This window comes from Sporosarcina sp. P16b, assembly GCF_002743065.1.
Taxonomy (GTDB): Bacteria; Bacillota; Bacilli; order Bacillales_A; family Planococcaceae; genus Sporosarcina.
The window spans coordinates 137522-153338 of sequence record NZ_PDYO01000002.1 but is presented as its reverse complement, the minus strand read 5'-3'; the positions used below and the strand labels follow the sequence as shown (position 1 = coordinate 153338).

Here is a 15817-nt window from a genome sequence, read left to right as displayed (position 1 = left end):
AAAGAAAGTAGGAGATGTACGTGGTGGAAATTCGAAAACCGATTCAAGTGGCGGAAGCAGTAGAGCGTGTGATGAAAAATGTACATAAGTTGGGGACGGAAGTTCTTCCGTTAGAAGATACATATGGTCGTGTGCTAGCAGAGCCTATCGTTGCGAAGCATGACGTGCCGCCTTTTGATCGTTCGCCGTATGATGGTTTTGCGATTCGGGCGGAAGATTCGACGGGTGCTTCAGGTGATGATAGAAAAGCCTTTCGTGTGATTGGAGAAATTGGTGCAGGGCATGTTGCGGATCGTCCGATTGGACCAGGTGAATCGTTTCGCATCATGACAGGTGCATTAATTCCGGAACATGCGGATGCAGTCGTTATGCTGGAGCAAACGGTGGAAAATGATAGCGGGTTTACGTTACGTAAGTCGTTTGAAGCGGGCGAAAATATTTCGCGTCAAGGTGAAGATGCGAAACAAGGTGAGACATTGATCGAGGCAGGAACGATTATTCATCCAGGGACTATTGCGTTACTTGCGACATTTGGCTATGCACAAGTGCGTGTTGCGAAACGACCGATTGCTGGGGTATTGTCGACTGGAACGGAATTGCTACATGTCACTGATGAACTGGAACCAGGGAAGATCCGCAATTCTAATGGTCCGATGATTCGTGCACAGTTGACGCGAATGGGGATTGAGTATACATCGTATGGCATGATGGAAGACAATTTGGATGTATGTACCGAAATCGTGGAGAATGCACTTCAGGAAACAGACTTGCTTATTACGACGGGCGGTGTGTCGGTCGGAGATTACGATTATTTACCTATGATCTATGAGCGTCTAGGTGCGGAAGTATTGTTCAATAAAGTGGCGATGCGTCCTGGCAGTGTGACGACAGTAGCGGTGTTAGGAGATAAATTATTATTCGGTCTATCAGGTAATCCGTCTGCTTGCTTCACAGGATTTGAATTGTTCGCGCGGCCTGCCATTTACTCGATGATGGGTTGCACAGCACCTTATATGCCGCGTATTCAAGCGGTTCTTGGTGAAGATTTCAAGAAAGCGAATCCGTTCACACGTTTCGTTCGCGCCAGCTGGTCGATGACAAACGAAGGAATCATAGCGACGCCTGCAGGTTTCAATAAATCCAGTGCAGTGTCTTCTATTGCACGGGGTAACTGCATCATCGTCTTGCCGAGCGGAACTCGCGGCTATGAAAAAGGCATGGTAGTGGACGCATTATTGTTAGGAACGGAACAAGGTGTGGAGCATTGGGAACTATGAAGACGCTACACGTCGTGGGCTTCAAGAACAGTGGAAAAACGACGCTTGTTTCGCATTGGATTACCGTGCTGAAGCATCTTGGTTACGAAGTCGCGGTGCTCAAACATCATGGGCATGGGGGAGCGCCTGAACTGCCGCCAGCACATACGGATACGGTGCAATTCTTAGGGTTTGGAGCAGTCTCAACCCTTGTCGCTGGGGGGGATATGATACAATTGATACAAAATAAAGAATATTCATTTGAACAGCTAAAGACATTGGCAGCGTTAAGTGAACCAGACGTTTTATTGATAGAAGGCTATAAAAAAGAAGCCGGTGAGAAAGTGGTGCTCATCCGAAACGAAGAAGAACGGGAAGAGCTGGAGTCGTTGACTGGAATCATTCGAACGGTGAAAACAGCCGAGCTTTTTGAAGATATTACGCGACTCGATGGCTGGTTGCAAGAATGGGTGGAGGCGGGACAATGAAACGATATGAAATCATAGATCAGCCGATTGATGTGCAGAAATACAGCGATCTTGTTTTGCATCCAGCTGCGGGTGCGGTGACGGTATTCACGGGACATGTACGCGAATGGACGCATGGTGTTCGCACATTGTATCTTGCGTATGAAGCCTATGTACCGATGGCGGAAAAAAAGCTCGCTGAAATCGGTGCGGAGATGGAAGCAAAGTGGCCTGGAGTTCAAGTCGCTATGGCGCATCGGATTGGCGAGTTGAAAATATCAGACATTGCCATAGTTATCGCGGTATCGTCTCCTCATAGAAAAGCAGCGTATGAGGCGAATGAATATGCAATTGAGCGCATTAAAGAAGTCGTACCGATTTGGAAGAAGGAAATCTGGGAAGACGGCGAAGAATGGATCGGTGCACAGAAGAAATATCCAGAGAAAGGGAGCGAATCATGATGATTACAGTTCATTACTTTGCAAGACTACGCGAGTTGACGGGTAAAGGTGAAGAGTCTTTGGATCGCGCGCCCTTGACGGTCGAAGAATTGCTGAACTGGGCAGAAGAGACATATCCAGGTTTCGGTAAAGAGACTATCCATGTGGCGGTGAATGAAGAGTATGCCTTAAAGGATGATGTCATTCAGGCGGGAGATGTCTGCGCGTTTATTCCACCAGTGAGTGGCGGATGAAGACAGTCGGTGTGTTGCTAGCGGGCGGACAATCGCAGCGTTATGGCTCGCCAAAAGCATTTGCACTGCATGAAGGTCACTCGTTTTATCATTATTCGTTAGAGGCATTGCGACCGATTTGCGAGGAGATCGTTGTCGTGGCGCGTCCAGAATATAGGGAACAGTTTCCGGATTGCGTGCATGTGACGACGGACCTGGAGGCAGTTTCTGGAATGGGTCCTCTTGCCGGAATTTTATCCGCTATGGAATTAGTGCAAGCTGACCGCTATGTCGTGTTGCCGTGTGATATGCCGTTTATGGAAGCGGGGATCATGAAAAGATTGCTAGCGTTGCATCATGGAGATATTTCGTCTGTAACGGTAGAAGGCAAGCGACACCCACTCGTTTCGGTCTGGAGTGCTAACGTCAAACCGACAATAAAACAAGCGTTACGCGATGGCAATCGTCGCGTGATGCATGTGCAAGCACAACATGAAGGTCGTTGGATTGAAGGCGATTTATTAACCGATACACCCGAAATTTCTTTTAAAAATGTCAACAAGCCATGTGAACTGGGAAGGGGATGAAGAAGATGAATGCCATTGTAGATCAACTCGGTCGTCCGATTCGGGATTTGCGAATTTCTGTCACGGATCGCTGCAATTTCCGCTGTACGTACTGCATGCCGAAAGAAGTTTTTGGTGATGACTTTTTATTTCTAGCTAAAAATGAATTGCTGTCGTTTGAAGAATTGGAGCGCTTGGCACGGATTTTTGCTCAGTTAGGTGTGAAGAAGCTACGCTTGACAGGCGGTGAACCGCTGATGCGCCGGAATTTACCCGAGTTGATACAGAAGCTTCACGACATCGAAGGGATCGAAGACATCGGACTGACAACCAATGCAGTGTTGCTCGGTCAATACGCACAACCGCTGTACGACGCTGGATTGCGCCGTCTGAATATCAGTTTAGATGCACTGGATCCAGAATTATTCGGACAGATCAACGGCCGTGGCATTTCACCTGAACTTGTTCTCAAAAACATCGAAAAGGCACAGGACATCGGTTTCACTATCAAAGTGAATATGGTCGTACAAAAAGGAGTCAATGAGAGCGAAATCCTCCCGATGGCTACGTATTTCAAAGAACGTGGCATCACATTGCGCTATATCGAGTTCATGGATGTCGGCAATGACAATGGCTGGAGCTTCAAAAAAGTCGTAACAAAAAAAGAGATCTACGACATGCTAGCCGCTGAGTTCGACATGGAGCCTGCGGAAGAAGACTATTACGGTGAAGTAGCAAAACGTTATCGCTATATAGGAACGGATGCACAAGTCGGCTTCATCACATCCGTTTCGGAGTCATTTTGTTCAACGTGTACGCGCTCTCGTCTATCGTCTGAAGGGAAATTATATACGTGTCTTTTCGCATCAGAAGGCTTTGACCTACGAAAATTAATTCGTTCGGATCAAACTGATGTAGAACTATATGAAGCGATTGCTACCGTGTGGAGAGGCAGAAAAGACCGCTATTCCGATGAACGGACGGAGCAGACGATAAAGAACCGGAAGAAAATCAATATGAACTATATCGGTGGCTAAAGGAGTGTTGTCCATGAAACCAACAGTATATATTTGTCGAGAGATGCCAGAAGAACTGATTGCCCCAGTACGCGAACACTATGAAGTACGCATGTGGGAGTCGACGAGTGAAGCCGTTCCTCGTGACGTATTGTTAAGAGAAGTAGCTGACGTGGATGCACTATGGACTGTCATTTCCGATCAAATCGACGAAGAAGTGCTTAACGCAGCCCCTTCATTACAATTAATTGTCAATATGGCAGTGGGCTATAATCACATCGATGTCCAAGCGGCGGCAGCACGGAATATTATCGTAACGAATACACCGGATGTGCTAACAGAAACAACGGCAGACTTGGCGTTCGCTTTATTGATGGCTACGGGCCGTGATTTGATTGGTGCAGAGAACGCGTTGCGCGAAGGGCGCTGGACGTCTTGGGAGCCCCTTGGTTTCACTGGAACTGATGTGTACGGGGCTACGCTTGGTATCATCGGCATGGGCCGAATTGGTGAAGCGGTGTTGAGACGGGCGAAAGGGTTCGATATGGACGTGCTGTATCACAACCGTAACCGCAAGTCAGAAATGGAAGATATGTATGGCTGTCGTTATGCCGAGCTTTCCGAATTACTAGCGTCGTCCGATTACGTGTTGATTTTGGTGCCGTATAGTGAGGAGACGAAAGGTATGATCGGGGAGAAGCAGTTGTCCGAGATGAAAGAGACAGGCATTCTGATCAATGTTGCGCGTGGCGGTATTGTGGATGAAGACGCGCTGTTTGAAGCGCTACGCACGAAGAAAATTCATGCAGCAGGGTTAGACGTGTTCGAGACGGAGCCTGTTCCGCTAGACCATCCGTTGCTGACGTTGCCGAATGTGACGGTGCTTCCGCATATTGGTAGTGCGACGGTGAAGACGCGCAAGGCGATGATGAAGCTAAACGTGGAAGCATTGCTTGCATTTGCGCAAGGGGAAGAGCCGAATCATCAAGTTCGTGGTTGACTCAGGCGAGACATTAGTGACGTGAGGGCGACGTTGATCTGCGTTCCAGGCGGACGCGTTCCGCGGGCACGGCTTCAATCTCCTCGTCCGCTTCGCTTCCTGCGGGGCTTTCAGCTCGCGCTGTTCCCGCTGGAGTCGCCGCCTGGAACGCAGATCAACTAGTTTATTCTACTATCTATAGTGACGTGTAATAATTCGTCTCCACTTCCTAAAGAAGGTGACTGCAGCGGCAGGCGTAGCCAAACGACTGCTAACATAACACATCTTACTCCCCAAAATTACTCATATTAATACTCAACAATAAATAAAAAGAGACTAGCCAAGTCATTTTCGCTGACTTGGCTAGTCTCTATTTCATTGAGATTGATTGATGAACCCCCAAATATTCGCGGATAATTCGATTGCTTGCAGTTGTTGTTCCGAACCTTCGAACGCTTGACGGAACGAGCGCACAACGGATTCTAGTAAGTAGATCCTTGGTTGTTCAGCGGACAGCTCATCCAGTAAAAACTGGCTATATAACGTCCTTTGACTTCCGTCCTTTGGTAAGTTGGCAACGAACTTTTGCAAACTCTCAATCAACACTTCGCGTGTCATCGGAGAAAAATCTGCCGCCGTTAACATATCTTCCAGCAAGCTCTGTGATAGGAAATGAGCGTCTCGTTTTACAATATCGGGTACGATCACTTCCATTCGTTGCATAACAAAATCCACTAGTTTCATCGTATCGATTGGCTCGGTAGTTGAACTTTTCCAGATATTAAGCGCATATTGGATGAAGCCAAAAAGTAACGATGCGCAATCATAGGAGTATGGTTTTACTTCCTCACCGTAGACGTTGACCAGTCGTTTCGCAAGCCATGCGAGTTCCCGAAAATGCATCTGCTTCACAAATTGACGCAGCTCATCGTCAGGCGAATGAACGATAGTTTCAAACAACGGTAGCAAGTTTTGTTGTCGATTCATCGTCAAACGAATTTCAATTTGTGCAGCGAGCAGGCCAGGGTCTGCAAGGTCTTTGCCAATCGCTAGCTCATTTCTTCGTAAGTAACTTATACAATACGCGTCTTGCAATATCGCCATGAGACATTCATTTTTAGAAGGGAAGTAATTATAGAACGTTCCCTTTGAAATTTGTGCTACATCCAAAATGTCTTGGATGGATGTTGCATGAAAGCCTTTGTCGATGAATAGTTGTTTTGCGATAAGCAATACGTGCTTTTTGCGGTCATTCATAGATAATCACCTGTGCATTTGAATTTTTATACTCTGTGTATACTATCTATACTATTCCTAAAACGTTATTACATCAAGCTCTCTGGGTATTTGAAATTTTTTAGTTGTAATAAATGTACTGCCGGTATAAAATATACTTCTGACATAGTTTTTACATGTTATAGGAGGATAAAATGGTAGAATCAATAGAAATTAAAAAAATGCAGGAGAAACCGCCTTATGGCATCATTGCCATATTATTCATAGGTGCGTTCGTTGCGATTTTGAACAATACGTTACTGAATATCGCATTGCCAGTCATTATGAAAGAGTTTTCGATTTCCCCTTCGGCCGTTCAGTGGCTGACGACAGGTTATATGCTCGTCAACGGGATTATGATTCCTGCCAGTGCGTTTTTCATTCAGAAATTTACAAATAGAAGAATCTTCATTACCGCCATGGTGCTTTTCTCGTTAGGGACGTTGATCGCAATCATCGCACCGACATTCTCTTTACTAGTGGTTGCACGTATGATCCAAGCATCCGGTTCCGCACTGATGATGCCGTTATTGATGAATGTAATGTTGACGGCTTTCCCAATTGAAAAACGGGGAGCGGCATTGGGGATGTTCGGTCTTGTGATGTTCACGGCACCGGCAATTGGGCCGACATTGTCTGGCTGGATAGTCGAGCATTATTCGTGGCGGACACTGTTTGAGCTCGTGCTACCGATTTCATTGCTCACGCTAGTTCTTGCAATTTTCAAACTCAAAAATATTACACCGAATCGTGATGTACGCATCAATTTCTCTTCATTAGTATTATCGACTATCGGCTTTGGTGGTTTGCTGTATGGTTTCAGTTCTGCAGGTGAACAGGGATGGGGTTCTCCGATCGTCTATGGCACGATCGCGCTTGGTACGGTATCGCTCGTACTGTTCATCCTAAAACAATTACGCATGACAGAGCCCATGCTCGATTTTCGTATTTACAAGCACTCGATGTTTGCTCTCTCTTCTGTCGTATCGATGGTGCTGTCTGTGGCGATGTTTTCCGGAATGATTTTGACACCGTTGTATGTGCAAAACGTGCGCGGAATTTCACCGCTAGATGCCGGACTGTTGATGTTACCCGGTGCAGTATTAATGGGAATCATGTCGCCCATCACAGGTCGTTTATTCGATAAATACGGTCCGCGTGTCCTCGTTTACACGGGACTTAGTATTTCGGTATTCATGACGTATTTATTGAGCCAATTGCACATGGATACAGGTTATTATTATTTGATGGGTGTCTATACGCTTCGGATGTTCGGGTTATCGATGGTCATGATGCCGGTTATGACAAACGGAATGAACTCGTTGCCGATGATCTCGAATCCGCATGGTACGGCGATGAATAACACATTGCAGCAAGTGTCTGGCGCGATTGGTTCGGCCTTGTTATTGACGCTCATGACCAAGCGATTGGATGTGTCTGCAACTACCCAAGTGCAAGATTTGGTCGCATCTGGAGTCGATGTCTCCGCTATGAAAGAAGAGATTGGACGGATGGCGATGCTCGACGGCGTCAATCACGCGTTCTTCATCTCTACGGTAATTACACTCATTGCATTGATCTTATCGTTATTCATAAAACGGGTCATACCACCGACTTCGCCTACTACTGGCGAAGTGAAAGAACAGTCTGAAAACTAAAACAAGGAGTTTCGTATGCTGCTATGCATGCGGAGCTTCTTTTTAGTATGGTATAGTAAAAAGAAAAGGTTGTGTTCGATGTGATAGGGAATAAAGAAAAATGCCCATGCGGAAATGGGGATATCGTAGAGAACTGCTGCGGCAAAACAGAGATGCCGGGCACAAATACGGTCCAAGAAGAATTAAGGAAAGTATTAAACAGTTATTATGAAACATCTTTGTCTCCTGCTGAGATTCAATCATTAGAAGGATTATTGAAAGACTGGGCTGAACGCCTTGGTGAGTGGATGGAAGAAGAAGAACTCGTGACGAATGTCAGCGATTACTATTTCTTCATCGTCCGTAAAGATCTATGGAGACGCCACCTTGTAAAAGCGCTCAACCGCACGCAAAATAGGGCAGTACGTGCTATTTTGAAGAGTTGGCAGAATGCTTTCATTACATTTGCAGAAGTGACGAAGGCTGATAAAGATGTCTATCATATGAAAGAAATTCTAGGAGAAGGCGAGTATTTATTGGCAAGAGAAGCAGGTGAGCCTGAAGATGTTCGCGCAGTCATTGCTATCGTCTTGGAAGAGATGCGCAATGAAGAGCGCTGGGTCATGCCGATTTCTGCTATTGCAGTGAATGGTCATATGAGTGATGAACTATTGACGCGTGTGCAGAAACTAGCGGAAACGAGCGAAGAGAAAAACAGCTTCGATTTCTTCAAGAAGCATCTCGTCGACATTTACGAAGTGGTTTGTAAACTGGACGTTCAGACGTTATCTGATGTAGTCGAGCAGAACTTTACACCGCTGCAACGTCAAGTAGTAGAAATCCTGGATGCTCAACTCGAAAAGGAAGAGCTTTATCCGGGTGCGTATGAAATGTTATTGTCCTTGATGGCATACTACTTTACCGATCAAGATCCGAAGTTCCGTAAGCCTGAAGTACTCGCTGCGGCAGCGTTCCAATTGGCAGTCGATACGAATATGATGCCGAATACGTACACGCAAGCGGAAGTGGGTAAACTGTTTGGGGTTTCCGTCTCTTCATTCCGAAAGCATACGGATATTCTGCTAGAAAAGATTGAGGAACTTGAAAAGATGATGGCGGAAGGGAAGCAGGATGCCGCGTATCATATCGGTACCCATCCACTACCGTCTGAGCAAATGAACTGGCAAGTGCATATGTTGACGCAAAAGCATAACTTTGATTCGTTTGAAGAAGCGCAAGCGTATATTCAAGAAGCGATTCAGCAACCATTCGAGCCGGAAAATCAACAACAAGAAGCACAGATGCTGTGTTATATGGCGTACAATGCTGAAACGATCGAACAGCGACACGACTTCGCAGTAGGTGCATATGGCGCTGATCCGACGAATGTCGATGCGTTGTTACTTCAGACGGAGTTGACAGAATCGAAGGACGAGCAGGAGAAGTTCTTTAAACAAGCGATATTCTCTGGTGAAAAGCAGTTTGACCATCGCGCGGAAGATGTGTGGAAGTTCGCACCGAATCGTCCGTATTTGCGTAGCTTGATGCAGTACGGTGTGTGGCTCTATGAGCAAGATCGTTTTGTTGAAGCGAGCGAGATCTTCTTGCGTCTACTGTCGCTCGACCTCTTTGACCATCAAAGTGCAAGGTACTTGGCGATTTCTTCATTGATTCATTCAGGAGAAATAGATCAAGCAACACAGGTGTTAGAAGCATGTGTAGATGTTTCTAAAGAAGACGCTGCGTATTGGTATTTATCTTGGTTGGTAGAGATGGAACGCGCGCAGGGTGAGTCTTCGGAGCGTGCATTGGAGTTGTTTGCTAAGGCGGAACAGTTGAATCCGCATGTTAGCAAGTTAATGGAGATGGCTGTGGAGAAGATGCATTATCCGAAAAGCGTTGCACTTACACCGGGTAGTCATGAGGAAGCACACTATATTTGGTATTTATTGTAATGAATGCAAGCCGTCATGGCGAGTTGGAATTTCCGACTTGCTGTGGCGGTTTTTTTTGCGTCATGAGGCTGGCCATAGTGTTGGGGAGGGGGGCTCAAGGTCAATGCTCCAAGCTTCCCGCTCATACTGTCAGCTTAAGCGCTCATATATCCATGGCATACGCTCATACATCTTTATACGCGCTCTATAAACCTCCTAGTGTGCTCTATCTATCCATTTAACCGCTCTATTACATAAGGTAAGCGCTCTATGCCTGTTATCCATGCCTGCCTATCAAGTTAATTTATTCGGAATATGTCTAGCTTTAAAGGAATAGGATGATATATTGTCGAACAATTCTAATAGAGGCGACGAACGAAAACTATATGGAGCAGAAAGGGGTAATTTTAATGAAGCTAACTAACTACATTGATGGCATGTGGCAAGAGGAAGCCGCTAGTTATACTGCCGTACTCAATCCAGCGAACGGGGAAGAACTGGCGCAAGTACCTTTGTCAACGGATGAAGAGGTTCGGCAAGCGGTTGCCGCAGCGAAGATGGCGCAGAAGAAATGGGCTTTGGTGCCGGCACCGAAACGTGCGGATTATCTCTATGAAATTGGCCGTATTATGAAAGACAAAAAGGAACATCTAGCGCAAGTATTGACGAAGGAAATGGGGAAAGTCATAGAAGAGGCACGCGGTGAAGTGCAAGAGGGAATCGACATGGCGTTCTACATGGCTGGAGAAGGTCGACGGTTGTTCGGTGAAACGGTTCCGTCTGAATTGCAGGATAAATTTGCGATGAGTGTTCGAGCACCGATTGGCGTTGTCGGTCTAATCACACCGTGGAATTTCCCGATTGCCATTGCTACGTGGAAGTCGTTTCCGGCAATTGTGGCGGGCAATACATTTATTTGGAAACCGGCAACAGAAACACCGTTGATGGCATATGAAATGGCGTGGATTTTTGAACAAGCTGGCTTGCCGCATGGCGTGGCGAATATCGTCTTCGGTTCAGGTGCAGATGTTGGTACTGCGCTGATTGAACATCCCGATGTACGTGTTATTTCATTTACCGGCTCGACGGAAACAGGGCGCCACGTTGCGGAATTAGGTGGTCGTCATTTGAAGAAAGTATCTTTAGAAATGGGCGGCAAAAATGCAGTCATCGTGCTAGAAGATGCAGATATTGAACTAGCGGTAGAAGGTATTTTGTGGAGCGCATTTGGAACGGCAGGACAGCGCTGTACAGCTTGTAGCCGAGTCATTGTTCATGAAGATGTGAAAGAAGAGTTGCAGAAACGTTTGATCGAGAGCATGAAAGACCTAACGATGGGTGACGGGCTGGATGAAACGGTGAAAGTCGGCCCTGTGATCAATGAAAAGGCACTGGAGAAAATCCAAGGCTATATCGAGATCGGCAAAAGTGAAGGTGCAAACCTGGTGGCGGGTGGAAATGTGTTGAATGAAGGCAAATTCGCGAATGGACATTATGTTGAGCCGACATTGTTTGCGGATGTCGCATGGGATAGCCGACTCGCGCAGGAAGAAATTTTCGGCCCGGTCGTTTCATTGATTACGGTCAGCAGTCTTGAGGAAGCGATTGAAGTGAATAACAGCGTCGCATATGGCTTGTCCAGTTCGATTTTCTCGCAAGACGTCAATAAAGTATTCCGCGCGCAACGCGACCTAGATACAGGTATCGTCTATATCAACGCAGGCACAACTGGGGCGGAAATTCATTTACCGTTTGGTGGAACGAAAGGGACAGGGAACGGCCATCGTGACTCCGGTGTTGCCGCACTGGGTGTCTTTACGGAATGGAAGAGCATTTACATCGATTACAGCGGCAAGTTGCAGCGCGCGCAAATCGATACGGAATGAACTTACGGGAAGAAGGGATGAGCAGATGAAAGTAGTGGTATTAGGTGCAGGCTTAATGGGAAAAGAAGTCGTTCGTGATTTAGTGAAGCAGGACGAAGTGAAGAGAGTGTATCTCGCGGACCGTGCGATTCGGCAAGCAGAAGATTTTGCCGAAGAACTAATGAATGAAAAACTCGATATTTTATTGCTCGATGCTACGAATGAAGAGCAACTTAGCGACGTCATTGGATTGGGTGATATTGTCGTCAACGCATTGTTTTATACATTCAATGAAGCCGTCGCTCGCTGTGCAGTAGAACGGGGCGTACACGTTGTGGATCTAGGCGGACATATCGGTGGCGCGACGGAAAAAGTGCTCGCGCTGAATGAACAAGCTATCGCAAAAGGCGTAACGCTGATTCCGGACCTCGGGGTGGCACCGGGCATGATTAATATTCTGGCTGGTTACGGTGCTTCGTTGCTAGACGAAACCCAGTCGATCAAACTTTACGTAGGTGGAGTTCCGGTCAAACCCGAGCCACCACTGAATTATCATGTCGTCTTTTCATTGGAAGGATTATTCGATCATTACACCGATACATCACGCGTTAGGCGAAATGGCGAAGTGAAGGAATTGCCTTCATTATCGGAAATTGAAACATTGGAATTTGATGGCTACGGCGAAATGGAAGCCTTCCATACATCAGGCGGTACGTCGACGCTGCTTGAGTCATTCCCTGCTATCGAGACGCTAGAATACAAGACGATCCGTTATCCGGGTCATGCTGAAAAGGTTCAAGTATTAGTGGATCTCGGTTTACTATCTAGGGAATCCATGATTCGAGTAGACGGTAGACCGTTACGTGTACGCGACGTTATGCTCGCTCATTTGACGCCGCAACTACGCCTAGGGGATAAATCGGATGCCGTCTTGCTTCGCGTTATAGTGAGCGGTACGAAAGACGGACAGCCGCATACAATTTTGTGTAATATGATTACCGAAAAAGATCAGAACACCAACGAAACGGCTATGGCACTTGCGACGGCCAACACCATTTCAGTTGTAGCGCAAATGATTGGCGATGGCGTCATTACGAAAAGAGGCGCGTACCCACCGGAAAAGATCGTGCCTGGTGAATTGTATATCGAAGAAATGAAGAAGCGCGGAGTTGTTATTGACGTACAACGGGCCTGATACAGTATATACTGGTAGGAAAGCGTGGATTTAGATCTCAATAGACCATCTCCTCGTATTTCTAAGGAGTGAAGTGGAATGCAACAACAAACTTTGAATTCATCACAGATGGGATTACAGCGTCTCGCAACAAATCGACGGACAGTAAATAGGTTATTCAAATTCATGTCAGTAGACTTCGGATTTCTCGACCATATTCCGTTTCCGATTATGCGCAAAGCACTCAAGAAAAACATCTTGCGTGCAGTCTACTTGACGGACGGCATCAACGTTTACGGCTATGCTATCTATCAAGAAATCCCGAAATATGGAGGTATTCACGTACTCTATTTGGCAATAGCGCCGGAATTCCGTTCGTATGGATTAGGCAGCGTGCTGCTTCGCCGTCTGGATGCGTTATCGCCATCGGGAATACTACTCGAAGTGGAAGATCCGGACTTTTCCAAAAACGAAGAAGAATTATCAATCCGAACACGACGTATTGCATTTTACGAACGGAATGGACTGACACTTGATAAAACGTTGAAGCTGACGAATTTCAAGCACCCGTTATTACTGATGACGACTTCGCAACTGCCCGCGTTGAATGAACGTCAGTTTAGGAAGTTTTATCGACAGTTGTATAACCGCGTATACCGTATACCAGTCGGGCAGATTGCGGTGAACGCACGTATCGAAAAAGCCTAGTTTCATTGTAAAGGAGGACACGAGGATGGACTTTACATTTACAGATGAACAGAACATGTTGCGACAGACAGCCAGACAGTTTGTGGATGCCGAAATCATGCCGCATATTGCAAAATGGGATGCCCAAGGAAGTTTTGACGTGGGAATTTGGAAACGGCTCGCGGATCTAGGATTCATGGGAGTTTGTATACCGGAAAAATACGGTGGCAGCGGTATGGATTATAATGCTTTAGCGATTCTATGCGAGGAACTCGAACGTGGAGACACGGCATTTCGTACTGCAGTTTCGGTACATATCGGTTTAAATTGCATGACACTGATGCAGTGGGGAACGAATGACCAGAAACAACGGTACTTGGTGCCACAAGCCAAAGGTGAGAAAATCGGTGCGTTCGGATTGACGGAACCTGGCGCTGGCTCGGATGTTTCTGCCATTCAAACAACAGCGGTTCGTGACGGAAATGACTATGTATTGAACGGTCAGAAAACTTGGATTTCACTTTGTGATGCGGCAGACAATTTTCTCGTTTTCGCCTACACGGATAAATCGAAGAAACACCACGGCATCAGCGCATTCATTGTGGAGCGTACAATGCCTGGATTTTCATCGAAGGCAATTAAAGGGAAGTACGGTATTCGGGCAGGTAACACGGGCGAGCTATTTTTTGAAGACGTTCGCGTACCCGCTGCGAATCTACTGGGCGAAGAAGGCGAAGGGTTTAAAATTGCGATGGCGGCGCTAGATAATGGTCGTTTCACGGTGGCAGCAGGCGCAGTAGGCTTATTGTATGCCTGTCTTGAATCAAGCGTAGAGTACGCCAAAACGCGTGAAACATTCGGTAAGAAAATAGGTGAACACCAATTAGTTCAGCAAATGCTTGCAAAGATGGAAGCAGGTTATCAGATGAGCCGTCTTCTTGTTTATCGTGCGGGTGAATTAAAAAATAGCGGTGTTCGAAACACGCGTGAAACGTCACTCGCGAAGTGGCAAGCTTGTGATTTTGCCAACCAAGCGGCAGATGATGCAGTGCAGATCCATGGAGCGTACGGCTATTCGGATGAGTATCCGGTTGCGCGGTATTTACGCAACTCAAAGGCGCCCGTCATTTATGAAGGCACGCGAGAAATTCATACGATTATGCAGGCGGAGTATGTGCTTGGGGAGCGTAGTGATAAGAAGTTGAATCGCATGTTGCCTAAGTGGCCGTTTGAAGAATAACAGCGATGCGGTAAGCCAATTAATGTGGCTTACCGCATCGTTTTTTGCGTGGGGTTTCTAGTTGTAAGGCCATAGCGCGATTACATTTCAACCGCCATTTATTCCAAGTTAAGAACCGACAAAGTCCCCTCCATCCACGTGTATCGTCTGTCCTGTCATATAACTCGAGTCTTTAGAAGCTAAGAAAACATAAGCGGGTGCGTTCTCAGCTGGCTGTCCGCGGCGCTTCATCGGTGTATCGGCTCCATGTTCAGCCACAGTTTTCGCGTCGAACGTAGCAGGGATCAATGGCGTCCAGATCGGTCCTGGTGCTACTGCATTTACACGAATCCCTTTATCCGATACATTTAAGGCTAATGATCGTGTAAAGCTTGTGATGGCTCCTTTTGTCGCGGAGTAATCAAGTAATCCAGGCGATCCGTTATAGGCTGTAATCGAAGAAGTGTTGATTATACAGTCGCCTTTTTTCATATGTTTAATGGCGGCTTTTGACATAAAGAACAAACCAAAGAAGTTCGTTTCAAACGTTTCTTTCAACTGCTCTTCAGTAATGTCTTCGATGGACTGCTGGGGAAATTGTTTTCCGGCATTGTTGACCAGTATATTTATCTCACCAAAATCTTTAATAACTTGTCCAATTAGCTGTTTACAGTTTTTGTCGCTACTAATATCCGTTTGATATTTCTTCGCTTTGCCACCATATTTCTCAATTAATTCAATCGTTTTATCCGCATCTTCATCTTCCTGATCAGCCAAATAGGCGATGGCTACGTTCGCTCCTTCTTTCGCATAGGCAACCGCGACGGCACGACCAATTCCGCTATCGCCGCCTGTGATCAGTGCGGTTTTGCCTTTAAGTTTATCTGCACCCTTAAAAGTTGGATCATCATAAATTGGGGCGGGATGCATCTCTGCCTCGACACCGGGCTGTGTAGATTGTGTCTGTCCCGTAATATTCTCGTCGATTTTTTCGTATGAATCTTGACTCATGTGACATCCTCCTCAGCATGTAGTTATGAAAAGTATTCCCTGATTGCCGGAGAACAAA

15 protein-coding genes are annotated in these 15817 nt (G+C 46.4%); 13 read left to right on the top strand and 2 right to left on the bottom strand.

Features of this window, described 5'->3' with window-relative positions:
• Positions 1–20: 20 nt before the first annotated feature.
• From CSV77_RS03810 to CSV77_RS03780, 7 genes are read left to right on the top strand one after another with little or no spacing between them, the layout of a single operon-like run.
• A complete protein-coding gene (locus CSV77_RS03810) occupies positions 21–1277 on the top strand; it encodes a molybdopterin molybdotransferase MoeA (RefSeq protein ID WP_099672356.1) in 1257 nt (418 codons plus the stop codon).
• A complete protein-coding gene (gene mobB / locus CSV77_RS03805) occupies positions 1274–1744 on the top strand; it encodes a molybdopterin-guanine dinucleotide biosynthesis protein B (protein ID WP_099672355.1) in 471 nt (156 codons plus the stop codon). The genes CSV77_RS03810 and mobB overlap by 4 nt, the downstream gene beginning before the upstream one ends.
• A complete protein-coding gene (locus CSV77_RS03800; RefSeq protein ID WP_099672354.1) occupies positions 1741–2184 on the top strand; it encodes a molybdenum cofactor biosynthesis protein MoaE in 444 nt (147 codons plus the stop codon). Before mobB ends, CSV77_RS03800 begins: the two co-directional genes overlap by 4 nt.
• Positions 2184–2417, top strand: coding sequence for a molybdopterin converting factor subunit 1 (gene moaD / locus CSV77_RS03795; RefSeq protein ID WP_029053550.1), 234 nt, complete (start codon positions 2184–2186; stop codon positions 2415–2417). Before CSV77_RS03800 ends, moaD begins: the two co-directional genes overlap by 1 nt.
• The gene (locus tag CSV77_RS03790; RefSeq protein ID WP_099672353.1) at positions 2414–2983 is read left to right on the top strand and encodes a molybdenum cofactor guanylyltransferase; all 570 of its coding nucleotides are present in this window, start codon (positions 2414–2416) and stop codon (positions 2981–2983) included. Before moaD ends, CSV77_RS03790 begins: the two co-directional genes overlap by 4 nt.
• Entirely contained in the window at positions 2980–3999 is a 1020-nt protein-coding gene (gene moaA / locus CSV77_RS03785; RefSeq protein WP_099672352.1) for a GTP 3',8-cyclase MoaA, read from the top strand. Before CSV77_RS03790 ends, moaA begins: the two co-directional genes overlap by 4 nt.
• A gap of 13 nt (positions 4000–4012) precedes the next feature.
• On the top strand, positions 4013–4978 hold the full coding sequence (locus CSV77_RS03780; RefSeq protein ID WP_099672351.1) for a 2-hydroxyacid dehydrogenase: 966 nt from the start codon (positions 4013–4015) through the stop codon (positions 4976–4978).
• 354 nt (positions 4979–5332) lie between these two features.
• Here the strand turns inward: CSV77_RS03780 and CSV77_RS03775 are convergent, their stop codons facing one another.
• On the bottom strand, positions 5333–6214 hold the full coding sequence (locus CSV77_RS03775) for a TetR/AcrR family transcriptional regulator (protein WP_099672350.1): 882 nt from the start codon (positions 6212–6214) through the stop codon (positions 5333–5335).
• Positions 6215–6387: 173 nt separating this feature from the next.
• Here CSV77_RS03775 and CSV77_RS03770 point away from each other — a divergent pair, with 173 nt between their 5' ends.
• The 6 genes from CSV77_RS03770 (at position 6388) to CSV77_RS03745 (ending at position 14769) form a co-directional block, all read left to right on the top strand.
• Complete coding sequence (locus CSV77_RS03770; RefSeq protein WP_099672349.1) at positions 6388–7890, top strand: MDR family MFS transporter; 1503 nt, start codon at positions 6388–6390, stop codon at positions 7888–7890.
• Between the two features lie 80 nt (positions 7891–7970).
• Entirely contained in the window at positions 7971–9824 is a 1854-nt protein-coding gene (locus tag CSV77_RS03765; protein WP_099672348.1) for a tetratricopeptide repeat protein, read from the top strand.
• Positions 9825–10213: 389 nt separating this feature from the next.
• Complete coding sequence (locus CSV77_RS03760; RefSeq protein WP_099672347.1) at positions 10214–11689, top strand: aldehyde dehydrogenase family protein; 1476 nt, start codon at positions 10214–10216, stop codon at positions 11687–11689.
• A 25-nt stretch (positions 11690–11714) separates the two neighbouring features.
• Positions 11715–12863: a saccharopine dehydrogenase family protein gene (locus tag CSV77_RS03755; protein WP_099672346.1), complete on the top strand. Its 1149-nt coding sequence runs from the start codon at positions 11715–11717 to the stop codon at positions 12861–12863.
• A 78-nt stretch (positions 12864–12941) separates the two neighbouring features.
• Positions 12942–13550, top strand: a complete 609-nt coding sequence (locus tag CSV77_RS03750) for a GNAT family N-acetyltransferase (RefSeq protein WP_099672345.1) — start codon at positions 12942–12944, stop codon at positions 13548–13550.
• A 25-nt stretch (positions 13551–13575) separates the two neighbouring features.
• Entirely contained in the window at positions 13576–14769 is a 1194-nt protein-coding gene (locus CSV77_RS03745) for an acyl-CoA dehydrogenase family protein (protein WP_099672344.1), read from the top strand.
• 108 nt (positions 14770–14877) lie between these two features.
• Here CSV77_RS03745 and CSV77_RS03740 read toward each other — a convergent pair whose 3' ends face one another.
• Positions 14878–15759, bottom strand: a complete 882-nt coding sequence (locus CSV77_RS03740) for an SDR family oxidoreductase (RefSeq protein WP_099672343.1) — start codon at positions 15757–15759, stop codon at positions 14878–14880.
• Positions 15760–15817: the final 58 nt, after the last annotated feature.